Origin of the sequence: Alteromonas sp. Cnat3-28 (assembly GCF_022348265.1) — a bacterium.
Lineage (GTDB): Bacteria > Pseudomonadota > Gammaproteobacteria > Enterobacterales > Alteromonadaceae > Alteromonas > Alteromonas macleodii.
Genome location: NZ_JAKREY010000006.1, coordinates 1 through 22,477, shown reverse-complemented (window position 1 = coordinate 22,477; position 22,477 = coordinate 1). Strand labels below are relative to the sequence as shown.

22 protein-coding genes are annotated in these 22,477 nt (G+C 45.2%); 10 read left to right on the top strand and 12 right to left on the bottom strand.

Annotation, left to right across the window (positions count from 1 at the left end):
• Positions 1 to 197 precede the first annotated feature (197 nt).
• Positions 198 to 1,535, bottom strand: a complete 1,338-nt coding sequence (gene fucP / locus MHM87_RS07835; RefSeq protein ID WP_239258465.1) for an L-fucose:H+ symporter permease — start codon at positions 1,533 to 1,535, stop codon at positions 198 to 200.
• 503 nt (positions 1,536 to 2,038) lie between these two features.
• Here fucP and MHM87_RS07830 point away from each other — a divergent pair.
• Positions 2,039 to 3,358 (top strand): carbohydrate porin, encoded by a 1,320-nt coding sequence (locus tag MHM87_RS07830; protein ID WP_239258462.1) that lies wholly within the window; start codon positions 2,039 to 2,041, stop codon positions 3,356 to 3,358.
• Positions 3,359 to 3,569: 211 nt separating this feature from the next.
• Positions 3,570 to 4,691 (top strand): alkene reductase, encoded by a 1,122-nt coding sequence (locus MHM87_RS07825; RefSeq protein ID WP_239258459.1) that lies wholly within the window; start codon positions 3,570 to 3,572, stop codon positions 4,689 to 4,691.
• Positions 4,692 to 4,791: 100 nt separating this feature from the next.
• On the opposite strand, the gene MHM87_RS07820 is transcribed toward MHM87_RS07825, so the two are convergent.
• Together MHM87_RS07820 and MHM87_RS07815 are read right to left on the bottom strand one after the other, a co-directional pair.
• Positions 4,792 to 5,238: an SRPBCC domain-containing protein gene (locus MHM87_RS07820; protein WP_239245303.1), complete on the bottom strand. Its 447-nt coding sequence runs from the start codon at positions 5,236 to 5,238 to the stop codon at positions 4,792 to 4,794.
• 201 nt (positions 5,239 to 5,439) lie between these two features.
• A complete protein-coding gene (locus MHM87_RS07815; protein WP_239258457.1) occupies positions 5,440 to 7,251 on the bottom strand; it encodes a PLP-dependent transferase in 1,812 nt (603 codons plus the stop codon).
• A gap of 155 nt (positions 7,252 to 7,406) precedes the next feature.
• Here MHM87_RS07815 and MHM87_RS07810 point away from each other — a divergent pair, with 155 nt between their 5' ends.
• Entirely contained in the window at positions 7,407 to 8,399 is a 993-nt protein-coding gene (locus MHM87_RS07810; RefSeq protein WP_239258454.1) for a D-2-hydroxyacid dehydrogenase, read from the top strand.
• 72 nt (positions 8,400 to 8,471) lie between these two features.
• Here the strand turns inward: MHM87_RS07810 and MHM87_RS07805 are convergent, their stop codons facing one another.
• Both MHM87_RS07805 and erpA read right to left on the bottom strand, forming a co-directional pair.
• Positions 8,472 to 9,044 (bottom strand): glutathione S-transferase family protein, encoded by a 573-nt coding sequence (locus tag MHM87_RS07805; protein WP_239258450.1) that lies wholly within the window; start codon positions 9,042 to 9,044, stop codon positions 8,472 to 8,474.
• A gap of 190 nt (positions 9,045 to 9,234) precedes the next feature.
• Positions 9,235 to 9,579 carry an iron-sulfur cluster insertion protein ErpA gene (gene erpA, locus MHM87_RS07800; protein WP_014950570.1) on the bottom strand — a complete coding sequence of 115 codons (345 nt, stop codon included), beginning with the start codon at positions 9,577 to 9,579 and terminating at the stop codon, positions 9,235 to 9,237.
• 248 nt (positions 9,580 to 9,827) lie between these two features.
• On the opposite strand from erpA, the gene MHM87_RS07795 reads away from it, so the two are divergent.
• Positions 9,828 to 10,661: a polyphosphate kinase gene (locus tag MHM87_RS07795; RefSeq protein WP_239258448.1), complete on the top strand. Its 834-nt coding sequence runs from the start codon at positions 9,828 to 9,830 to the stop codon at positions 10,659 to 10,661.
• A gap of 48 nt (positions 10,662 to 10,709) precedes the next feature.
• Here the strand turns inward: MHM87_RS07795 and minE are convergent, their stop codons facing one another.
• From minE to MHM87_RS07770, 5 genes are all read right to left on the bottom strand, one after another.
• Entirely contained in the window at positions 10,710 to 10,970 is a 261-nt protein-coding gene (minE, locus tag MHM87_RS07790) for a cell division topological specificity factor MinE (protein ID WP_014950572.1), read from the bottom strand.
• Complete coding sequence (minD, locus tag MHM87_RS07785) at positions 10,970 to 11,779, bottom strand: septum site-determining protein MinD (protein ID WP_014977272.1); 810 nt, start codon at positions 11,777 to 11,779, stop codon at positions 10,970 to 10,972. Before minD ends, minE begins: the two co-directional genes overlap by 1 nt.
• 30 nt (positions 11,780 to 11,809) lie before the next feature.
• Positions 11,810 to 12,592 carry a septum site-determining protein MinC gene (gene minC, locus MHM87_RS07780; protein WP_039218971.1) on the bottom strand — a complete coding sequence of 261 codons (783 nt, stop codon included), beginning with the start codon at positions 12,590 to 12,592 and terminating at the stop codon, positions 11,810 to 11,812.
• Between the two features lie 352 nt (positions 12,593 to 12,944).
• Positions 12,945 to 14,318 carry a class II fumarate hydratase gene (locus MHM87_RS07775; RefSeq protein ID WP_239258446.1) on the bottom strand — a complete coding sequence of 458 codons (1,374 nt, stop codon included), beginning with the start codon at positions 14,316 to 14,318 and terminating at the stop codon, positions 12,945 to 12,947.
• A gap of 153 nt (positions 14,319 to 14,471) precedes the next feature.
• Entirely contained in the window at positions 14,472 to 14,810 is a 339-nt protein-coding gene (locus MHM87_RS07770) for a hypothetical protein (RefSeq protein ID WP_014980170.1), read from the bottom strand.
• Positions 14,811 to 15,000: 190 nt separating this feature from the next.
• Between MHM87_RS07770 and azu the strand changes: the two genes are divergently transcribed.
• Both azu and MHM87_RS07760 read left to right on the top strand, forming a co-directional pair.
• Entirely contained in the window at positions 15,001 to 15,450 is a 450-nt protein-coding gene (azu, locus tag MHM87_RS07765; protein WP_014950577.1) for an azurin, read from the top strand.
• Positions 15,451 to 15,526: 76 nt separating this feature from the next.
• Entirely contained in the window at positions 15,527 to 16,762 is a 1,236-nt protein-coding gene (locus MHM87_RS07760) for a putative manganese transporter (RefSeq protein WP_239258444.1), read from the top strand.
• 58 nt (positions 16,763 to 16,820) lie between these two features.
• Here MHM87_RS07760 and MHM87_RS07755 read toward each other — a convergent pair whose 3' ends face one another.
• Entirely contained in the window at positions 16,821 to 17,528 is a 708-nt protein-coding gene (locus MHM87_RS07755) for a DUF6776 family protein (RefSeq protein ID WP_239258442.1), read from the bottom strand.
• Between the two features lie 106 nt (positions 17,529 to 17,634).
• Here MHM87_RS07755 and MHM87_RS07750 point away from each other — a divergent pair, with 106 nt between their 5' ends.
• The 3 genes from MHM87_RS07750 to MHM87_RS07740 all read left to right on the top strand — a co-directional run bounded on the left by MHM87_RS07750 (position 17,635) and on the right by MHM87_RS07740 (position 20,129).
• The gene (locus MHM87_RS07750) at positions 17,635 to 19,311 is read left to right on the top strand and encodes a chloride channel protein (protein ID WP_168462819.1); all 1,677 of its coding nucleotides are present in this window, start codon (positions 17,635 to 17,637) and stop codon (positions 19,309 to 19,311) included.
• A gap of 1 nt (position 19,312) precedes the next feature.
• Positions 19,313 to 19,741 (top strand): CopD family protein, encoded by a 429-nt coding sequence (locus MHM87_RS07745; RefSeq protein WP_239258440.1) that lies wholly within the window; start codon positions 19,313 to 19,315, stop codon positions 19,739 to 19,741.
• A 196-nt stretch (positions 19,742 to 19,937) separates the two neighbouring features.
• Entirely contained in the window at positions 19,938 to 20,129 is a 192-nt protein-coding gene (locus MHM87_RS07740) for a hypothetical protein (protein ID WP_014950582.1), read from the top strand.
• 60 nt (positions 20,130 to 20,189) lie between these two features.
• Here the strand turns inward: MHM87_RS07740 and MHM87_RS07735 are convergent, their stop codons facing one another.
• A complete protein-coding gene (locus MHM87_RS07735) occupies positions 20,190 to 20,891 on the bottom strand; it encodes a UPF0149 family protein (RefSeq protein WP_239258438.1) in 702 nt (233 codons plus the stop codon).
• A 253-nt stretch (positions 20,892 to 21,144) separates the two neighbouring features.
• Between MHM87_RS07735 and MHM87_RS07730 the strand changes: the two genes are divergently transcribed.
• The gene (locus tag MHM87_RS07730; RefSeq protein WP_014980175.1) at positions 21,145 to 22,341 is read left to right on the top strand and encodes an Nramp family divalent metal transporter; all 1,197 of its coding nucleotides are present in this window, start codon (positions 21,145 to 21,147) and stop codon (positions 22,339 to 22,341) included.
• The last annotated feature ends 136 nt before the right edge of the window (positions 22,342 to 22,477 follow it).

Here is a 22,477-nt window from a genome sequence, read left to right as displayed (position 1 = left end):
TCTGCGCTATACAAGGGGAAAAATCAGTTATATTCAACATGCACTAAACTGATGAAAATAAAGTGAAAAAATGCTGTTAATAAATTGAGTGGATTTTTTAAGAGATGGGAGATTTCCTGTACTTGTAACTAGTGCTCTTAAAAAATAAAAAAGGGCCAATAATATAATTATTGGCCCTTAGAAATTACATCTAAAAGCTATTTAGCTATTCCCATTTCCATTTCTTTAAGCGTTTCAGTGCCTGTTGCTAAAGGGGATTTAACACTGCTCTTTTTGGCGCGCATGTCGAAGTAGCCATAGCCACCTACAAGCAAGAAGCAAATAGCTGGAACAATATATGATACAACAACACCTGCGCTATCAATAATGGCGGCTTGGAAGAGCGGCATAATGGCACCGCCGAGAATCGCCATCACAAGGCCTGCTGCGCCTAGCTTGGTGTCTTCCCCCAGACCTTCAAGCGCAATGCCGTAAATCGTTGGAAACATTAGCGACAAACAGGCAGAGATAGATACCAATGCGATTACGCCTGCTAAATTAGGAGACTGTGTCATGAAGATACATAGCGCCATGGCAACCAGTGACATGATCATTAGCAGTCTAGCTGGATAGAGGTACTGCATAACCCACGTCATCACGAAACGAGAAATTAGAAATACAATCATGCTGTATTGTAAAATTTCACCACCACTCACTTCGTTGCCACTTGTCGCTTTCATTGCATATTGGATGGTGAAGGTCCACACGCACGTTTGTGCTCCGACATTAAAAAACTGAGCTAATACGCCAAACCGATAATGCTTGTTGGCTACTAACCGCTTAAGCGAAGCGCCCAACTTAACGTCTTCCACACTAGACTCAACCGATTCTTGAATTGGCGCTTTGATCAGGAAGATTGCAACCCAAACCAAAACGAGTACACATGCCATACCTACATAAGGAAGCATTACCGCATCAAGCTCAGCTCCTATCACATTTTTAAGCTCGCTTACCGACATGGCGGCACGCTCTTGTGCAGATGCCTGATTCAGGTTTGGCAATATAAGCGTTGCAGCCAAAAACACACCTAAATTAGTACCAACGGGATTAAATGCTTGAGCTAGATTTAAACGGCGTGTCGCGCTTTTTTGATGTCCCATCGCCATGACGTAAGGGTTCGCCGACGTTTCCAGAATGGATAATCCACCAGCCAATACAAAAAGTGCAGCAAGGAAAAAACCGTAAGTCATGGTTTGACTGGCTGGATAAAACAGAAATGCCCCCGCGGCCGCGCAGCCCAGTCCGGTCAATACACCTGTTTTATAAGAAAAGCGCTTGTTGATAAAAGCAGCAGGAATGGCTAAGCAAAAATACGCGCCATAATAGGCAAATTGAACCAATGCCGATTGCAAAGACGACATGGTAAATATTTTACTAAATACCTTTACCAAAGGGTCTGTCATGTTCGCAGCCACACCCCATGCAGCAAAGCAAATCGTTAACAATACAAAGGGAATCAATGTGTCTTTGGAAACCAAAGGGGCGTTGTTTTTCATAAGAACGGCCTTTCGCTTGTAAAAAATTAGTTAACCAATTTAAGCATTGCTCTTTACCTCTGTCAATAAATCAATTTGATTTACTTATTTCAAATTGCGTTAAAAATTAGACTTTATATGTAGGCGACCGTTAACAGAAAATGCGTGACTGTTATTAAACGGATAAAACCTCCTTTGAAAATTTCTTAATAGACAACGACATAACCAAGATAGCAAGCCTCACTGAGTGCTTTCTACTCACCTTGAAATATTGCCATCGCATCTCCCCCACTATTAACGAAAAACACACAAATGTAGCAAAAGAAATAAATAAACAAGGTTGATTTAATAGCAAGGGTTAGTTAGATTTCGTTCAAAACAAGCATATGTTAACGCGTTGTAACGTTAGCTAACTCTGATTTATCTCGCGTCAACAAGGAGTTAGCAACAAATGCGTAGATGTCATCTGTCACACGCTCATAACAAGCTGCGGTTGATAAACATTTTTAATTGAGAGAATAATGATGAAAACACCTACAATTACCCGTCGCTTTTCTGGATATAAGACAGGCTTGCAAACAGCGCTCCTCGCAAGCACCGCCATTAATGCCGCCACTGCGTCAGCATCACAAAGTAAGTTTCAAGACGCGTTTGACTTTCAAGCAAGTTATACGGGTGAGTCAGCCACCAATATTGACGGTGGTGAACGCAGAGGCAGTGCCTATGCTGGTCAGCTCTTTGTAGGTGGGGAATTAGATTTAAATACGCTAGCGGGCTGGAAAGACACCAAAATCCATATCGCCATGACAAACCGACACGGCAAAAACTTAGCCGAGCACTACATTGGGAACAGTACGTCCGTACAAGAAATCTTTGGAGGCCAAAATACCCGTCTTGCACGGTTTACGATTTCTTCCTCGTTTTTAGATGGCGATTTAGAACTGGAAGGTGGCCGCACAGTAGCGAATATCAGCTTTTTAGGCTCTGAACTTTGTCAATATTTTCAAACCAATGCTGCTTGTGGGAACCCAACCTTTGTATTTAGAACCAGTAACTTTACTTGGTGGCCGGTTTCGAGTTGGGGTGGCCATGCGAAATACTGGCTTTCGCCAAAAACATATTTTCATACCGGCGTCTATGAAGATAACACCAGTCATCAAGACTTGGGCGATCACGGCTTCGATTGGGCAACTAATGAGGCTACAGGTGTTGTTGTCCCCTTCACTCTGGGGTATCAAACCACGTGGGACAATGACGAATTACCGAGACGTTACGAAATTGGCGGTTGGTACGATGGCGCAGACTACACCGACCCAGTCTTTGATGATGAAGGCAACTATGCGGCGCAGTCAGGTAATGATTACGCAGTTAGAAACGGTCGCTCGGGTATATTTGCACGTTTTGAACAAACCGTTACCCGCCCTAACCCGCTAACGAAAGAAGGGTTAACCCTATTCGGTGCAGTGCTAGGTGGTACATCGGGTGAGCTGATTGAAGACTACTATATAAAAGCGGGTTTTGTACTACGAGGTACCCTGGCCTCACGCCCTAACGATACCATTGGTTTTGTATTTACCCGCCAACAGTACAGTGACGAAGCGTTGGAAGACCAGCGTATACTAAGAGCCACCAACGGCGGTGTAGGAACACCCTCAAGCAGTCAGACTATGTTAGAACTGAGTTATGGGTATGAGCTCAACGACCACATAAGAATTCAGCCGAACGTTCACTACATCATCAACCCCGACCAATTCGCACAGCGCGACAGAGTCAAGGCGCTTGATGACGCTATTGTGCTAGGACTGAGATTCGACGTAAATCTAGCGGCTTTGATAGTTAACTAATCCTCCCTGCAATACACTTAACAGCGCCCTCGGGCGCTTTTTTTCAAACCGATGCCATTCCCTGCCGTTGAGTTTAATTAGTTTCAAGGACAACTTTCTACCAATCCAACTTCTCGCTATCTCTGTATTCACTACTATCTTATAGCGTTTTGAGCACCAATACGCTTAGCGCTTCAACATCAATCTATTCTACGTTGAATAAGGAATAAGAATGACAGACTCAGTACTTTTTAGCTCGTTTGATTGGGCAGAGAATACCTTGCAAAACCGCATGGTATTAGCCCCTATGACGAGAGGTAGAGCTGGCGCCGATCGCATACCCAATAAAATTATGGGCGATCACTATGTACAACGCGCAGATGCAGGGCTCATTATTACTGAAGCAACGGCCATTTCAGAAGAAGGCATAGGCTGGGTTGATACCCCTGGAATTTATACCGACAAAATGGTCAAGGGCTGGCGCTCGGTGGTCAATAGAGTGCACGAGGCAGGGGGAAAAATCGTTTTGCAACTCTGGCATACTGGACGCGCATCACACAGCGATTTCCACAATGGAAATTTGCCCCTGTCTGCATCAGCAATAAAAATTGAAGGGGACGAAATTCACACGCCTAAAGGCAAGAAGCCCTACGAAGTGCCGAAGGCGATGACCTTTGACGATATAAAACGCACAGTACAAGACTACAAAAAAGCGGCCATTAACGCCAAGGCAGCCGGATTCGACGGTGTGGAAGTTCATGCTGCAAATGGCTATCTCATCAATCAATTTTTGGATAGCCGCAGCAATCAGCGCACCGATAATTATGGTGGTAGTGTCGATAACCGCTACCGCTTTTTGGCCGAGGTGATGGATGCAGTATTGAGCGTGTGGGATAAAGAGCACGTTGGCGTGAGATTATCGCCAAACGGGGTGTTTAACGATATGGGGGCCGATGATTTTCGTGAAACCTTTACCTTTGTTGCTCAACAGCTAAACAAATTGGAGATAGGTTATTTACACGTAATGGATGGCTTGGCCTTTGGCTTCCATGAACGAGGCGAAGCCATGACCCTTGCTGAATTTAGAGCACTATTCGACGGTATGATAATCGGAAACTGTGGCTACACCAAAGAAGAAGCCGAGAAACGTTTATCTGATGGCGATGGTGACATGATTGCGTTTGGGAGACCTTGGATCACGAATCCAGATCTTCCGACACGATTTAAGCATAATTACCCTCTCGAGTCCTTTGACGATCCATCATCGTGGTATGGAGGTGGTGTTGAAGGCTACAACGATTTTGAAACCTACCGCGAGAAGAGTGGGAAAGATGCGATGACTTCGCTGACCTGACTGTCTTTGGGCAGAGCCTAGCGCTCTGCCCTTTTCAAAAGCGTTATTTAAAATAACACGATGCGTAATGCTAACGCGTTCTCACTATTTAAATATGCCCTTAGTTAAACGACTTTTTCTTAGCGGCTAATACGGCAAGTTTTTCTAGACACGACATCCACGCGTAGTTGTGCTGATCGCACTCTTGCTTATTGAGAAAGCCCTGCTGAATGAGCACCAACCTTACATTCCCCTCATCGGTCTTTTCGAAGTGAATGTCTACTGATGTCATCACCGACTCTTCCATATCATCTTCCCACGCCCAGGAAAACGACAGCTGCTCGTTCGCTAAAATAGTCACATACTCACCAGTTAATGACATTTCAATACCGCTGGGATCCATCATCTTTATGCGATAGCGACCGCCTTCCTTGAAATCACTCATGATTTGTGTGACCGAACAATCGCCCGGTGCAAACCACTCACTAAGATATTCAGGCTCGTGAAATGCTGCAAAAACAAAGGGCAATGATGCATCTAGCGTTACATCAATTTTAAACTCGTGCATAAGACTGCCTTAGATATTCTTTGACGTTAAAGATCTGTGTCTATCTTACCTTATAACAAAAGTTAGGCGCTCTAGCGTCATTTACCTTTGCTATAAATAAAAAAATCCCGAGCCCGCGTAAGGAAAGGCCCGGGAGAAGGAGAACATCCTCAATATTTTTTATCGACAGCTCAAAGCAACTTCTTGAGCTAAAAAATGAACCTATGCACCTTTCATCAGTGAATCCATACTGGCCTTGCTGCCAAAGTGCTGTGAACTTACTCTTTCACTTACCGACAAATACAGATTGTCGATGTCGGCATTTGCCATAAACTTTTCACAAAATCCTGGAACATGAGGCTCGATAAAATGTTTGGCGGCTAGCATAAAGTGGGCAATGAGCTGTTTAACGTTGTCGGTACCCATGGCGATACGCATAGTGGTCAGTTCTATCCCTGCTTTCTTCTGCTCGTCTGAGCTGAGCTCAGAGTGAGAGGTCAGCGCCGGGCATAAAATTATCGTATTATTCTGGCCAATACTCACTTGGTGGCTGAATGCAGGCTCTAGGGCATCGAAGAACCGCACAAATACATCGCGAGGCAAATTTGCCGGCGCCATATCAACCGTGAATAAAGTACACGGCCAGCCGTGTGTATGCTGCTTTTCACGCAAACCGGCATTACTGTGTTCAGGCAGTGCGTGACAGTTAACGCGAATTTGATCGTGGGCATTCAAAAATGCAGTAAACACCTGCGTATTGATGACCTTGGTCATCATGCGCTGCTCTAAGGTCTTCATGCCGTTTAATACGTCAAAGGCCTTTTCAGAATCTAAGAACGCACCTTTGATGTAGTACACATCCCAAAACATGGTCTGTAACCAATCAACACCATTTGCTGAACTGCCTTTTGGCTGGAACATACGGTGTCCTTCACCAATCACCACGCCCGCTGTAGTTGCGCCACTGCCACATAGATCTTTGGTGTAGCTGTGAATGACATAGTCGGGTCGCGCAGCTTTGTTTTTATGCTGAAGTGGCTGGTGCAGTACAGGTGTAGCAAGGGTGGAGTCCAACATTACCAACGCATCTTGTGCATGCGCTAATTCACAGATCCCAGGCACGTCCAGTACGTAGCCGTGTGGGTTGCAAGGCGATTCTAGATAGACATGCATTTTTGCGCCATTGCTTAAGCGTGATGCATGTTCAGTTTTAGTTTGCTGCATGAACTCTGCAAAGCTCAGTGCGTCATAACCGTCAAACCACGCAATCTGTATGTCCATTCGGTTGCTGCGGGCGAAATAATCATGAAGTAGCTGGTACACTCCGCCGTACACGTTCCTCGAAACAATCAGTACATCGCCATGACTAAGAACATTTGATAAACACGCATCAATGGCAGCCATGCCCGAGTTGAAGTTCCAGGCTAGATATTCGGCAGCGTAAGGACCCGCTTCCATATCCACAATGGCGTTAGCAAGGGAAATATTCGTTGGGTTCAACAGACGTGAATAAATTTGGTGAGTAAATTCTTTGCCTTGAAACGCGTCGTCGACCCATTCAGTACAGGCATACACATAAGTCGCTGTTCTTACCACCACCGGTGTTGCAGAAAAAAGTGCCGTGACATTGTCGAACAGTGGATAGTGCCCTTGCGAGCCATTGCCACTCGACAAACTTTGGTACGTGGCACGAAATGGGTTTTGCAACGTATCCAGTATCTTCGCAATTTGAAAAGACAGAAACTTTTTAGCGTTGAAATAAGCCAGTCTGTCTTCTTTATCAAGTCCTTGTAGCGTATTACTCGTAATATCCCATAGCTGCATAACGCTTGCTTGAGCACCATATAAGTGATGAGCGGTGTTGGCGAGTGCCCTACCGTAGTCGCTCTCAGCATTTATACCGAAATGAGATAATTGTTCCTCAACTAAAGCCTGCGTTGTTTCGGCTTGGGTCGTGTTACGCTTAGGTGAAAGCACCTTAGCGTGCGTTACATCAACATCTGTTGAGTTTTGGAATTTGTTTTCTGACTGCATAGCGATTCCGTTGCAAATTGACTTCAGGTGCATGTACATGACACCAACACTGTTTACAAAAATGTAAAACTTAAATCACATTTTTAGAACAATTGACATTACGATTGTGCAGTCAGACAGAGGAAAGAAAAGTTTACTTTAGGAGTGTTAAGCAAATGACAGCAAGGAGTTCAAAGAGGATTGAACTGACTATTTTGAGCGATGAGGCGAATGATATTGCCGAAGCGATTCGCCAAAGAATAGCAGATAATAACGACTTCATAGGCGCTGATGGTCTCCCGCTTTTAACGCTTAAACAAATTGCTCAATGCCCTGAAGATGTAAATTCAGAAACCGTTACGGTACTGCTTGCAGACCCCGACCTTGCGTCTCGAATTATTGATACATGTTCAGCACTCACCTGGTGTCAGTCTACCTGGGCAGGCAATGCTCCCCTTCTAAATGCCGACAAGAAGAACTACATACTTACCGGACTAAAGGGAATTTTCGGTAAACTCATGAGAGAGTATGTTTTTGCTTACTTGCTTGGGCATGCCAGAAACGTAAAGGCTTTTGAGCAAAACCAGCGTGCCGCTCAGCCAATATGGGAAGCATCAAAGCGAATGCCGCTAAATGGTCAAACGCTTGGCATTGCTGGACTGGGCAGTATTGGGCAAGCATTGATCCCCGTTGCTCACGCATTGGGTATGAGCGTTGTGGGTTTAACCCGAAGCGGGCAAGCAGTGGAAGGTGCCGATGCTGTTTATACACCCGACACTATCGAAGCGTTTGCCAGAGCATGTGACCACGTGGTGAATTTAATGCCCGACACGCCATCTACGCAAAACATGCTTTCTCACGAATTTTTTAGTGCGCTGAAACCCCACTGTGTATTTATTAACGCAGGGCGAGGCAGTGCGGTTGACGACGATGCGCTCTTGCAAGCTTTAGACAACGGCGCATTGGCCCATGCAGTATTGGACGTCTTTCGTGACGAGCCTCTCGACCCAGCTCATTCGTTTTGGCAGCACCCTCGTATTTCAGTAACCGCTCACACTGCAGCGGAATCACAGCCAAGCGACGTAGCCGACGTGTTTTTAGAGAATGCGCTGCGTTACATCAACGGTGAATCGCTTAATTATCAGTTTGATTTTGCAAAGGGCTATTAGTGTTTAAATAGCCCTTCTCGTCATCCATTCAAGGCTAAAATACAGCCTGTCTGTAGCTAGTTACGCTGACGCTTAAATTCTAGGGTCAGTTGCCGTTATCTCAATGCGATCATGGTGCTTTTCATGAAACGATAACAGCTGAGGATAATCCTTCATGCTGTGTAGCTCACGGAAAAGTACCCAGTCAATCATGCTGTACAAACAGATTTCGGGATAAGTCCAACCACTAAATCCACCCGCATCAAGCTGGTTTGACAGCGCATCTAACACAGCTTCAATTCGCTCGTTTTGAAGACGGTAATACATTTTGTCTTCGCTAATATCAATGTCTGAACGTTTCAGAAGCATAAGCTGAACAAAGGAGTCGTTAGCTGCATCAATCAGGGTTAGTTGATTCTCTTCTTCCCAACTTAACCCTTCGTGATCAAGCTTATCGGCAAGGTAGTTATAAATAATGCGAGAGTCGAAAATCATTTGGCCGTCATCTTCAAGACAAGGCACTTTAAGCGTAGGGTTGCGAGAGGCGAGCAACTCGCGATCTTCACCTGAAAAAATTTGAAGATTAAGAAATTCATGTTCTGTAGACGCAAGTACGATGCGAATGCGGCGCACGTAGGGAGAAGTGGTGGAGCCATATAATTTCATAAACGCTGTCCTAAACCGTAGTCGTTCTATGAAATCAGTGTAGCCGGAATTTGAAAATAAAAGGAAGTGTTGAGAACAAGACAACCGACAGGCATACAAAATGATGCGATGTATGCCTATCGTTTAACATCAAGCGCTCAAAGCTGAATGTTCAACGCTTAAAAAGCATAGTAGTGTATAGCTTAAGCCCTTAAACGCTAAAGCTTGCACCACAGCCACAAGTCGTCGTGGCATTTGGGTTTTGAACTAAAAACCGTGAACCTTCCAGACCATCTACATAATCGACAATGCCACCGACCAAGTATTGTAAGCTCATCGGGTCGACAACCATAGTTACGCTGTCTTTTTCAATGGTCATATCGCCTTCGTTCACCTTCTCATCGAACGTGAAACCATATTGGAAGCCAGAACAACCACCACCTGTTACGTATACACGTAATTTCAAATCAGGATTTTCTTCTTCTGAAACAAGGGCTTTCACTTTCGCTGCTGCAGCGTCTGAAAACTCAATTGGCAACGCCGTTTCTACAGACATACCCACCTCTACATTAACCTCGTGCTTTCGCACTTTGTGCTTGGTCGCAATTATCTAATACTTGCGGATAGTTAGCAATTATTGGGGCAAAACTTAACGATTCAAGTTACTGCACATTAACGGCATTTCTGTTAAGTGACACGTTGAGATAGAAAAGTTAAGTAAACTAGTTAACACTAACAGATAGAAAATAGCAGTGTGGTCAACGTATCTAAAATATTGACGATACACGAATAAAGGGGCGGCATATGAGTACAACCGACAACTCCCAATTACCTTCTTCCACCCCAGTGCTGTTTGACGATTTCGGACAGTCTCGCTTTACGAGCAAAGAAGAATACAAAGACGCGTTAGTGAAACGACAAGAAAAACTCTTTCACGTTCAGCAATCTTACTTTCATCAGAAAAAACGAGCACTCATTGTGTTTGAAGGATGGGATGCGTCAGGGAAAGGCGGCGCTATAAGGCGTATTACTGAGAAATTAGACCCTCGTGGCGTGAGTGTATTTCCTGTGGCAAAGCCCGCAAAAGAAGACCAAGACAAACACTTTCTCTATCGCTTTTGGCAACACATCCCCTCCCCTGGCACACTTAAAATATTTGACCGCTCACACTACGGAAGAGTGCTTGTAGAAAGAGTAGATAAGTTGGTTGATGAAGAGGTATGGCAGCGCGGTTATGAAGAAATAAACGCATTTGAGAAAACGCTCAGTGACAGCGGGGTTCGTATTATCAAACTCTTTATGCATATTTCGTCAAGGGAACAGCGGGAGCGATTTGAAGAGCGGCTGCACAATCCTTTCAAGCGCTGGAAGTTAACCGAAGAAGACTTGCATAACCGCAAGATGCGAAACGCCTACGTAGAAGCTACACATGACATGTTCAAGCACACCCACACGCGTTATGCGCCATGGCATGTAATTAACGGAGAGTTTAAGTGGCAAGCAAGGGTTAACGTACTTGACGCCGTTATCGACAAACTCAGTGAAGGCGTAGATATCTCTCCGCCTCCACTTGATGAGCGTTTAATCGCGCTAGCCTCCAAACAACTAGATGTCGATGAGGATCTAATGAGCGACTAAGGTGAAAGAGCGCTGGCAGGCAGCCATAACTAATTAAGCGATTAAGCCTTAGTTATTGCTGTCTGGCAAAGTCACGTTCAATTCAAGTACGCTGCAATCATCGTTATTGTCTAGCTGTACTGATACTTGATCGTCAGCAATCGTCACGTATTTGCGAATTACCTGAATAATTTCCTGCTGCATCATTGGCAAGTAATCAGGCTCTGTTCGCTTTTTACGTTCGTGCGCAACAATGATTTGTAACCGCTCTTTGGCGACCGCTGCGGTACTTGGCTTTTGCTTCTTTTTGAGCAGGTCGAAAATTCCCATTACTTCCCTCCTAGCAGACGCTTAAAGAACCCTTTCTTCTCTGCTTCTAGGAAACGATGTGGAACAGTTTCGCCTAGCAGACGTTTTACAGCGTCAGCATAAGCTTGTCCTGCATTAGCTTCTTCGTCAAGAATAACCGGCTGACCTTGGTTAGATGCTTTCAGCACCGATTCAGATTCTGGAATAACACCCAATAGAGGAATCGCCAAAATTTCTTCAACGTCTGCAACACTTAGCATTTCAGCACTTTCAACACGACTTGGGTTGTATCGGGTTAATAAAAGATGTTCTTTAACCGGTTCGCCCTTTTCTGCGCGCATCGATTTACTTTGAAGAATACCCAAAATACGATCTGAATCACGTACAGACGACACTTCAGGGTTAGTAACCACAATGGCTTCATCAGCGAAATACAACGCCATCTGTGCGCCTTGCTCAATCCCCGCTGGCGAATCACAGATAATAAACTCAAAGTCTTTCTTAAGCTCATCTAATACGGCCTGCACACCATCAACGGTAAGCGCGTCTTTATCGCGAGTTTGTGATGCCGGAAGAATGAAAAGGTTTTCCGTTCTTTTGTCTTTAATTAGTGCCTGTTTAAGTGAGGCCTCTTTATTAATGACGTTTACAAAATCGTAAACAACGCGGCGTTCACATCCCATGATGAGGTCTAGGTTTCGCAAACCCACATCGAAGTCTATCACTACCGTTTTATGGCCTGCTAACGCAAGCCCCGTACTTATTGCTGCACTCGATGTAGTTTTGCCTACACCACCTTTTCCTGAGGTTACTACGATAATCTTTGCCATCTATTCTTTCCTATTAGTGCGTACAAAGCATCAAGCCAACGGCTCTATACGTAATGTTTCTTCTTCTAAATATACTTGTGCAGGTTTCTTCCAGCATTCACCTTTCACGGTTTCGTGCATAATGAATTGCCCTGCAATTGAAATAAGTTCCGCGTCTAACGACTGGCAAAATACACGGGCTCCCGTATTGCCTTTTACGCCTGCCAACGCGCGGCCGCGCAGGGTGCCGTAAACATGAATATTACCATCGGCAAGCAGTTCAGCCCCCTCGCTTACAGAAGCCGTTACCACCAAGTCTCCGCCTTCGGCATAGACTTGCTGACCAGAACGTACCGGACGGTTAATTACTTTGGCAGGTTTGAGCGTGGTTGCGGCTGCAGGAGCCGGTTCACTTTTTGGCGGCGCTGAAACGGTTTGATCTTGTTGTGCGGTTTGAGACGCGTTTTCGCCGCTACCATTATTGTTTTCACTTCCGCTCGCTTTGTTCGAACGAAGTGCGCTGTCTGTAAATTTGCTTTGGCTTACATCGGCTAACCCCAAATCATTGATAGTGGGCTTCAGCTCTGCCACCTCACCTTTCACGGCCATGGGCTGTAATTGCAGTCGACGACATAGCGCCACCAGCAGCTCGAACTCTGTCGCAGATAAAGGCTTTATCAAATGTAAAATCAGTGAGGAACGGGTAAAGAACTGCGGCGCGCTCGCGACCTTCTGAGATAACTGAGCTTCAAAATTATCTGGCTCAAAATCTATTACTTCTAACACAATACTGGTGAGCGTAGTGCCCTTCATGCGAAAGCAAGTTTCTGTCATTTTTTCTTCCCGAAAAGGCGTCACTTTCCTCATAGCAATTAGCCATGACAATAAGCAAAACCTATTAGCGCTAGTGTCTGTTGCTGTCTTACGCAGCTATACAATTTATTTATTGCGTCACTGTATCAAAAATCCCGTTCGCATACAGCAACTGTATACCGGTTAAAACACGTTTTACCCTGATAATAACCCTAGAACAAGCCAAGAACGTGCCAATCGTTGAGCAGTTTTTAATCAAGCGTAAATTATGCGAGTTTTTAGTGCGTCCTGTTTGTATACAAACGTCTCTTTCACCACAAAAAAAGTGCGATCGTAGATCGCACTTTTTATCATCTTCGTTTTCTCACAGCGCTTAAGGTGTGGTAAGTTTTTTCGGGTCTAGTAGTGATTCTAGCTCGCCTCTGGGGATATCTGTCATCGCTTCAGCCACATCAATAACAGGCTTGTTTTCTTTGTAGGCTGTTTTTGCTATTTCTGCGGCTTTAGCATAGCCAATAACAGGGTTGAGCGCGGTGACGAGCACGGGGTTTCTGTAAAGCGCAGCTTCAATGTTATCTTGATTTACAGTAAAGCCCTCGATCGCCTGCTCGCCGATTAGCGTCGCACTGTTGGTCATTAGCGACAGACTTGAAAGCAAATTGCTGGCAATCATTGGTAGCATTACATTTAACTCAAAATTCCCAGACTGCCCACCTACGGTAATCGCCGTATCGTTACCTATTACCTGTGCTGAAGCCATCGCCACTGCTTCCGGAATGACCGGATTTACCTTGCCGGGCATAATCGATGAACCTGGCTGTAGCGCAGGCAGCGCAATCTCACCTAAACCAGCCAAAGGCCCAGAATTCATCCAGCGCAAGTCATTAGCAATTTTCATAAGGGTGACGGCTAAACTTTTTGTCGCACCGGAAAGCGTCACTGCTGTGTCTTGAGAGCCAATAAATGCAAAGAAATTGTCAGCGGGCTTAAACGCAATGTCGGTCAGCTCCCCTAGCGCATCTGAAAATGTCGTAGCAAAATCCGCATGGGCGTTTACACCTGTTCCCACCGCAGTGCCTCCTTGGGCAAGGGTTTGAATAGCTGGCTGCACAGCGCGCAGGGTTTTAACCTGCTGCTTAAGCTGAGAAGCCCAAGCCAGTAAGCTTTGATCCATGCCTACAGGCATCGCATCCATGAGATGAGTGCGTCCGGTTTTGCAGTATTGCGCTACCGACTTTGCTTTAATTTCAATAGTACGAACTAAACTTTCAACGGCCGGTATAAGCTCGTTTGACAATGCAATAGCCGAGCTAACATGAATGGTGGTAGGGATCACATCATTTGAACTTTGCCCGTAATTTACATGATCATTCGGATGAACCTCTTCGCTGGAATAACGAGAGGCTAAGCGAGCAATGACCTCGTTGGCGTTCATGTTTGTGCTGGTGCCTGAACCAGTCTGAAATATATCAACGGGAAAATGCTGCATCACATCATCAAGTGCCAACAGCTCATCACAGGCTTTAACTATCGCTTGGCCGCGATCTTTATCCAGCACTTTGAGTTTCATGTTGGCTTGTGCTGCGGCTTTTTTTACTGTAATCAACGCGCGTACGAAGGCTTCGGGCATGCGCTGCCCGCTTACAGGGAAGTTTTGAATGGCACGCTGAGTTTGCGCGCCGTAGAGTGCATTTTCGGGGACCTGTAGCTCGCCCATACTGTCGCGTTCTGTGCGTGTTGCTGTCATGACTCGTATCCTTGTGTTGATATAGCTAGTTTTTCGGCGTGGTTGCCACGCTTTTATCAGAATCCTATTAGGGCTAGTGGCATTAGAAAACTAGGCCCTAGTAAGTGAATTATAAAAAATGGTGCACTAGCGCTTGCAGACCTTTGCTGTACATCAAAGATCAACAGGCTCTCTGGTGTTCATGTCTATTTTTATTCTCGCAAGCGCAATTCGATCACTCTCGTTACACGCGTAGCGCTCAGCTTTAAGTAACGGCTTGTACAAATGCTCTAAACAACTATGCCGCCATTGCTGACTGACCTGCGGATCGCACAGGGTTTCATAAAGCACCTCAACCGCATTTTTATAGATAGAAAATTTGTCTCTATCACTTGGCAATAAGTTGGCAACGAAAGTTACGCCATCTAGATAATTTCTTAAAAGCGTTGAGTTCAGCTCATTGTCGTTGTATCCAAATCGAACGTGTTGAACTGCATTTCGTATCGAAGACATGTGCATCCCTTGTGCGTGAAAAAACAAAAAAGCTCGATGTACATAAAAGCGCTTTCTTTATATACCACTCAATATAAATGATAATCGTTAGCATTTACAATGATCCAGTGCTATTCTTTTTCGTAAAGAAAATTGGATCTTCCAATTCCACCGATAGGTGAAGTTAACCAAAATTCAAAGGACATTATTTATGATCAAGAAGTTACTTGGTGGCACAGCCCTTTTTCTTATGGCCTCTGGTGCATTTGCTAACGAATGCGAAGTGACTGTGGAATCAAACGACGCCATGCAATTCAATACGTCGAACGTTGTTATCCCGGCGAGTTGTAGCGAGTTTACCGTGACTTTGAAGCACACAGGTCAGTTACCTAAACAAGCCATGGGCCATAACTGGGTGATGACAACAAAAGCCAACGGACAAGCAGTGGCAACAGACGGTATGAGTGCGGGTTTAGACAACAATTACGTTAAGCCAGACGATGAGCGTGTAATTGGCGCGACTGACATTATTGGCGGCGGTGAACAGACTTCTACGACCTTTTCTGTTGAAGGGTTAAGCAAAGATGAAGAATACATGTTTTTCTGCTCGTTCCCTGGTCACATCGGCATCATGAAAGGCACAGTTACGCTTTCGAGCTAAGGCGTTGCGAAAACTAGGCGTGCTTAACTAGGCACGCCTTAAACAAGGATAACAGTAGGTCGAGGGTGTAGTTGTAATGGATACGGCGTCTCACACATCAAAAAGCGCTAAGGCGATGGTCCGGTATAAGCACTTACCTTCTTTTACTAGCGCCCTATTAAGAAACGTTTTTTTTCCTCACTTAACCAATAAGCGGCTGTTGATGCCGCTGTTTATAGCCATTCTTCTTACTTATAACAGCACCCGTGCGGTTACCTTATCGGTGTTGTCAGATGCATTTTTTCAAGTGGCAGCGTTTGTATATGCGTCGCTTGCGCTTTATTACGTCGCCACGTTACGCGTTTCGGCCGAAGCCATTGGTAATTATATGAAAGCGCACCCTGTACATGAGGTAGGATTATCTGCCCTACTTGGTGCTCTGCCAGGCTGCGGCGGTGCTATTATCGTTGTCACTCAGTACACACGAGGTGTGACAAGCTTTGGAGCTGTGGTAGCAGTGCTAACCAGCACTATGGGCGATGCCGCATTTCTGTTACTCGCCCAAGCACCGTTAGATGCCTTAACCGTAATGGCCGTCAGCGTCACGGTGGGTGCAATGACGGGGCTAGTGGTCAATAAATTTCATAATTACCAGGCTCCTGAAGCCGATGGTGCGCTCCAACAATCGCAAAACTGTGATAAACCCAAAACAGTAAACCACAAAGCCATATCACTTTCTAAAGTATTCTGGATGATTGCGAGCTTACCCTCGTTGGCGATTGCGCTTGGTTTGGCCTTTCAACTTCCCGTACACAGTTACCTCGCTATCAGTGAAAGTACACTAACGCTGATTGGTGCCGCGTTATGTATTTCGAGCCTTGGACTATGGTCTTTGTGTGGTTCGGGAAGCGGATACGCTTCGATTACGAAAGAGGATTTAATTCCGCCTCCGTCTAAATGGCAAGAGAAAGCCGCATTAGACACCCAGTTTGTATTGGCATGGGTAGTGCTCGCGTTTCTTATGTTCGAGCTGTCTGTTGTCTGGTTTGGGCTAGACATTGCAGGGCTGCTTCAATCCATGGGCCCCGGCTTAGTTGGCCTGGCGATCATCATCGGGTTCTTACCTGGCTGCGGTCCGCAGATATTGGTAACCAGCTTATACCTTAATGGCGCAGTTCCGTTTTCAGCACAACTTGGCAATGCAATAAGTAATGACGGCGACGCGTTGTTCCCCGCCATTGCGCTCTCACCCAAAGCAGCGCTTATTGCCACAGTGTACTCTGCTATTCCTGCGTTTCTTGTGGGTTATGGCTACTGGTATTTGTTTGAATAAAGCTTTCGATGCGTTAAAAGGTTGAATTAACGGATAGGCTAGCGCTGCCCCACAGCGATTACTCTATTTCGACAGAAAGCGCTTCATTCCACGGCACGCTTATCTCATAGTTGCCTTTACGGGTTTTGTATTGATAGACCGTTGTAGAAAAAGCAATGGATTCGGGGTTTATATCTTCCTCGATAGTGAGAGTTGCGTTCACCGCTTGGAAAAAGCGAAAGCGGTATTTGATATCTTCTGCCAGCAGGCTCGATTCGCCGGATTTCAGCGTGATCGCTTCACCGTTTCGCTCACCGACTACGGCAATATCTAAACTGCCATTTATCACTGCTTTTTGCTGTTTAGACTGCAGCAGAACCAACCTAAGTTGATAGGTATTGTCACTTAACTTAAAAACTTCTACCCCTTCAATGGCAAAACCTTCGTCGGTTTTCTCAGGCGCCACGACGCGTTCATAGAAACTCAGTAATTCTTGTTGTGCCTCTAATTCTTTTTTCTGTTCGCCTAATGTATTGGTAATGCTCTCTGTCTCGAGCGTGGCAAGCTCCATGGCGACTTCCAGCTGATTCACTTTGGTAGTAAGCGCATGATTTTCTTCAGACAAAATAGCAATAGTTTCTTGCTGAGCCTGTACTTTCTTGCTGTCACCTTCGTCAATAATTCGCGCTAGCTTATAGCCGAACCCAACCATGGCAAACATAATAAGCGCCACTAACAGTGTCCACTTGTAGTTGCCTAAAACTTCTTTTAACTGATCTGTCGTCATGATATCTACATCAACAAAAAACACCGTCCGCTAAGGCGCTCTAAACATTATGAATTTTAGGTGTTTATGGTAAGCTTCTTTTTACGTTAATCTACTGTACCACAACATGCGCTTGCAGGCTTTAAGAGAGGAAGTAGCTCATCCACGCACATCCATTCAGTTGTGCATGCTGGGCATTGTAGGGGGAACCTGCGCGGCGCTTATCATCATACTGTTTCGGCTGTGCGTAGAATGGCTACAAGAAACAGGCGTTTCGTCGCTTAAGTCGGTGCTTACCTATGACTGGTTGGTTTGGCTTATCATGCCAATTACCAGTGTAGGATTAATTCTATTTATCGCCTTTCTTACGGGCTTCAAGCACTACCGTTTAGGTATTCCCTTCGTTATTCATCGAGTGAAGTACTATTACGGTCATATTCCATTTAGAACCACCATTAACCAGTTCTTTGGGGGCATGCTAGCCCTGGCCGGCGGTTTCGTTGTTGGTCGAGAAGGCCCTTCCGTTCATTTAGGCGCGTCAGGCAGTAGTTTCTTAGGGCAATGGCTTCGCTTGCCCTACAACAGTATTCGAATACTTGCAGGCTGCGGCATTGCGGCAGGGATCTCCGCATCCTTCAACACCCCGTTTGCTGCCGTAATATTCGTGATGGAAGTGGTACTTAGGGAATACAAAATACATATTTTTGTTCCTGTCATGCTGGCTGCTGCCTGTGGCTCGGTGCTCACTCGCATTGTATTTGGAGAAGTAAACGAGCTTTCGTTTTTATCGTTTAATGCATTTAGCCAGTGGATGTATTTTTACTTGGTGCTGCTAGGCATTCTGTTGGGCATGCTGGCCGTTTTATTCAATAGCCAGCTTATGCGGGTGATGACGTGGTTCAGGCCGGTTTCCATGGTGTGGCGTTTAATACTTGCTGCGCTAATTACCGGAACCATTGGTATGTTTATACCTGAAGCCCTTGGCGCCAACTTTATCGATGTTGAGCACTTATTTGATAGCTCCCCCGGCGCGCTGCTGTTGGTTTCTACTTTGGTGTTTAAAGTTATCTTGGCGGTTTTTGCTATTGGCCTCGGTATTCCAGGAGGGATCATTGGCCCAGTGATGGTTATTGGCATGCTTGCTGGCGCCGTACTTTTATTGCCACTGTCGTACTTTATTGACGTACCCGAATTTACCAACAGCTTCGCCCTGTTAGGCATAGCAGGCATGTTGACCGCAGTATTGCACGCGCCTCTTGCTGCGCTTTCCGCGGTTATGGAACTATCGTACAGCCCGCAAATTATTCTACCAGCCATGTTGGTAATTGTGCCTGCTTACGTGACTTCTACGCAGTTCTTTGGCAACCGCTCTATTTTCATACGCCAGCTTGATTATCAAAATCTCCCTTACGCTATCTCGTCTATTCGTGAAGCACTTGAGAAAACGGGCGTACTTGCAGCGATGAATACCGAGTACAAGCTATTTCACGATGCGCCGGAGCAAGCGTTAATTAACTACTTAGAAAGCGATCCAACAAAAATTGTCATTCAGAAGTTAAAATTTGAAATAGATGTGCAGTATAAGCTGGTCCAATACAATGTGAGTTTGGAACACGATGCAACAGCGTTAAACTATTACGAAATGGAAGGTATTAGCGCGCAGTCTACGCTGCACGAAGTATACGAACACCTTAAAAACTCGCGCTCTGGCGCAGTTTATATTTACGATCAGGAGCTAAACGATATTATTGGCGTAGTAACGTGGAATATCTTACAAAGCTTCTTACAAAAGGCTCATTATTAGTATGTACATTTTATGGTTTAAAGCGCTGCACATCTTTTTCATGCTGGCTTGGATGGCAGGACTTTTCTATTTACCGCGACTTTTCGTTTATCACGCGACAACGAAATCTCAAGTGGTAAAAGACGAATTTAAGGTCATGGAGCGCCGCCTGTGGTTCTTTGTTACTCCATTCGCCTTGTTAACTCTGGGATTCGGCGTTGCGCTTATTGTCAGCTATGGTGGAACTTGGTTTAAAATGTCGGGGTGGCTTCATATAAAGTTGCTGCTGCTTCTTGCTATTTACGGCTATCACTTCTATTTGTTTAAGTTAATGAAGCAATTTGCACGCGACGAAAATAGACACTCTCCGCGCTTTTATCGCTTTTTAAATGAAGCGCCGGTGCTTTTCATTCTCGCCATCGTTTGCCTGGCTGTGGTAAAACCTTTATAAAAGTTTAAGCCAAACTAAATAGTAAAGGCGCACGTACAAAGTTATTGAAAAGTCAGTACTCAAGGAACCAGTACTGCTGTGTAGTGTGAGAAGTAATTTTAAGCTTGTTGTTGAGAGTGTTGTAAGCATTGCACATAGTCGCCCAGAACCTGCTGTTTCTCGGGTTTAACAAATTGTTTTTATCGGAATGCTATACATGGATGACAGTAATCAACACCTCAAGCATTTGCTCAAACAGACAGACATTGCCTTTAAGGCGCTTATGAGGGAGCCTGCTTCACGGCTTCTTAACGAGCAATACGAAAAGGCGAAGCTTGAACTAGACAGCTATACCGCTTCGCTTAAACACACGTTGAATCAACGGCATCAACAACAAAGACAGCGCTAATTTTGAATTAGCGTTTTTGTTTTTTGCTTCTCCTGCAGCTCCCAGTTATCAAATTTTCCCCTAGGTTACTTTGTTAAAGGTTTCAAATTGATTGGGTAACGCGCCTGCTAGCTCCCCTGACAACTTAGTGTAATCTGCCAGCACCGAAGGAAGCTGTTTAACAAGCATATTTATATTACTTTCAAGCTGAGCAGCTTGTTTGTCGTTTCTGTAAGACAAGGCTAATTCAATATTAGCAAGCGTTGAGAAAAGCTTTAAACATCGAGACAGGCGAGCTTCTGCAGGTTCTGTTTTCTCAGGCTCGTTATCGTCACAGTCTTTCTTGTTCGCCTTACTTTTTTCTAAATGCTTTTCCCAATGGTTCCACGCATTTTGCCACACAGGTTCTAATTGCTTATGAACGTGTAAAAGCCCACTTAGCCAGCTTTCGAGCTCTTTCGAAGGCCTCGTCGTTCCTTGCACCTCTATCGCAACGTTCAATTCACTAGGCATGGGCGACTTTTCCTGACGCATAAAATCCAAATGCGCCCGCAGGCCATTCATTAATGTATCAGCAAGCTTATCTACATCTTTGTCTACAAGGTGGCTGTCACTAGACTGTATGAGCCACGGCATCCACTGTTCGGGCATGGGAATTTCTGGTGCGGAGGCAACGGCAAAGATCATTCCATCTACGTAATAAGCATCCGGAAGCACATTTTCGAAACTGGGAAGCGAAACAATATCGCTGATTGTGTTTATTGGAAACCCATCTTTCACCATTACCATCCTATTTTAATTTGCGTTCTCTTTTATGAAACGGTAGTCTGCGCGGCCACTTTGTAGAGGGCATGTTTTGTAACCTTTTATCTACCCAAAATAATGGGAAATAAGGTAAAGAGTAAACAACAAACTTCTACACTGGGTACGCGACAATAGGTTTAAAACCAATCTGTTACTGTATTGGTTTAGCGGTACTGTTGCGTGCTCGCCTACCTATTGTCATGATAGCAAAACTTAACTAAGAGTCGTTGCAATGGCAAAAGATAAATCAGGATACATCATCGCGGCCGCCTTTATTGGCCCTGGAACAGTAACTACGGCAAGTCTGGCAGGTGCAAACTTTGGCTTTCACCTAGTATGGGCGCTCCTTTTCTCCATATTCGCAACCATAGTATTGCAAGACATGGCTGCGCGTTTAGGTGTGGCCAGCGGCCAAGGCCTAGCCAGTGCAATGAAAAACATGGCTTACAAGCCATGGCTAAAGAATCTTTTTATCGTGCTTATTGTCAGTGCTATCGGCATTGGCAACGCAGCCTATGAATCGGGCAACCTAACCGGCGCAGCAATCGGCCTAGACGCATTTATCAGTATAGGCATTGGCCCCTGGGCCAGTATTTTGGGCACGATCGCTATAGTTTTACTCTGGTCGGGCAGCTACAAGTGGATAGAGACAGTACTGGTTTATCTCGTCTTTATTATGGCTGGCGTATTTCTTATCACGCTGTTGGTAGCCAAACCTGATATCGCCGCGATGTTTAGTCAGTTAATGTCTCCGCGACTAGACGCTGACGCCATTACCACGGTGCTGGCGCTTATTGGTACCACCATCGTGCCTTACAACTTGTTTCTTCACGCGAGCCTAGTTGCAAAATCATCGAAAGGCCAAGATAAACAAGAAGCGGTCGTCGCGTGCCGAAACCAGTCTGCTAGAGCTATTAGTATGGGTGGGCTTATCACGCTTATCGTAATGGCAACAGCAATGATGGCGTTCTTCAATCAAGCTGCCACTATGGACGCTTCGAACATGGGCGAGCAGCTTAAACCGGTTTTAGGTGACAAAGCTCAGTGGTTTTTTGCATTAGGGTTATTCGCCGCAGGCTTAACCAGTGCTATCACTGCGCCGCTAGCAGCCGCTTATGCGGTAACAGGAGCACTAGGGCTTTCTGACGATATGCAAAGCAAGAGCTTTAAAGCGGTATGGTTTATCATCATTGTAGTGGGTGTCAGCGTTGCAGCACTTGGCTTTAAGCCCCTACCCGCCATCTTGTTTGCTCAAGCGACTAATGCTCTTTTACTGCCAATTATAGCCATTTTCCTATTGGTCGTTATGAATAAAAGCACCGCACTGGGGGAATTTAGAAACACATGGAAAAGTAACCTGGCAGGCTTTCTAGTAGTGGGTACTGTAATTGGTTTAGGCCTGTATAAACTAATCGGCGTATTTAGCTAGCTGCAAAAATGGGGTCAGAGTCTGAGGTATCCCCACAAATAATATAATGATATCAGCGAGATAAAAAAGATAGGAACATTCATGACGTTTGGTGATCAGATCAATCGCCAAAAATCACTGAGGCCAAACAGCCATG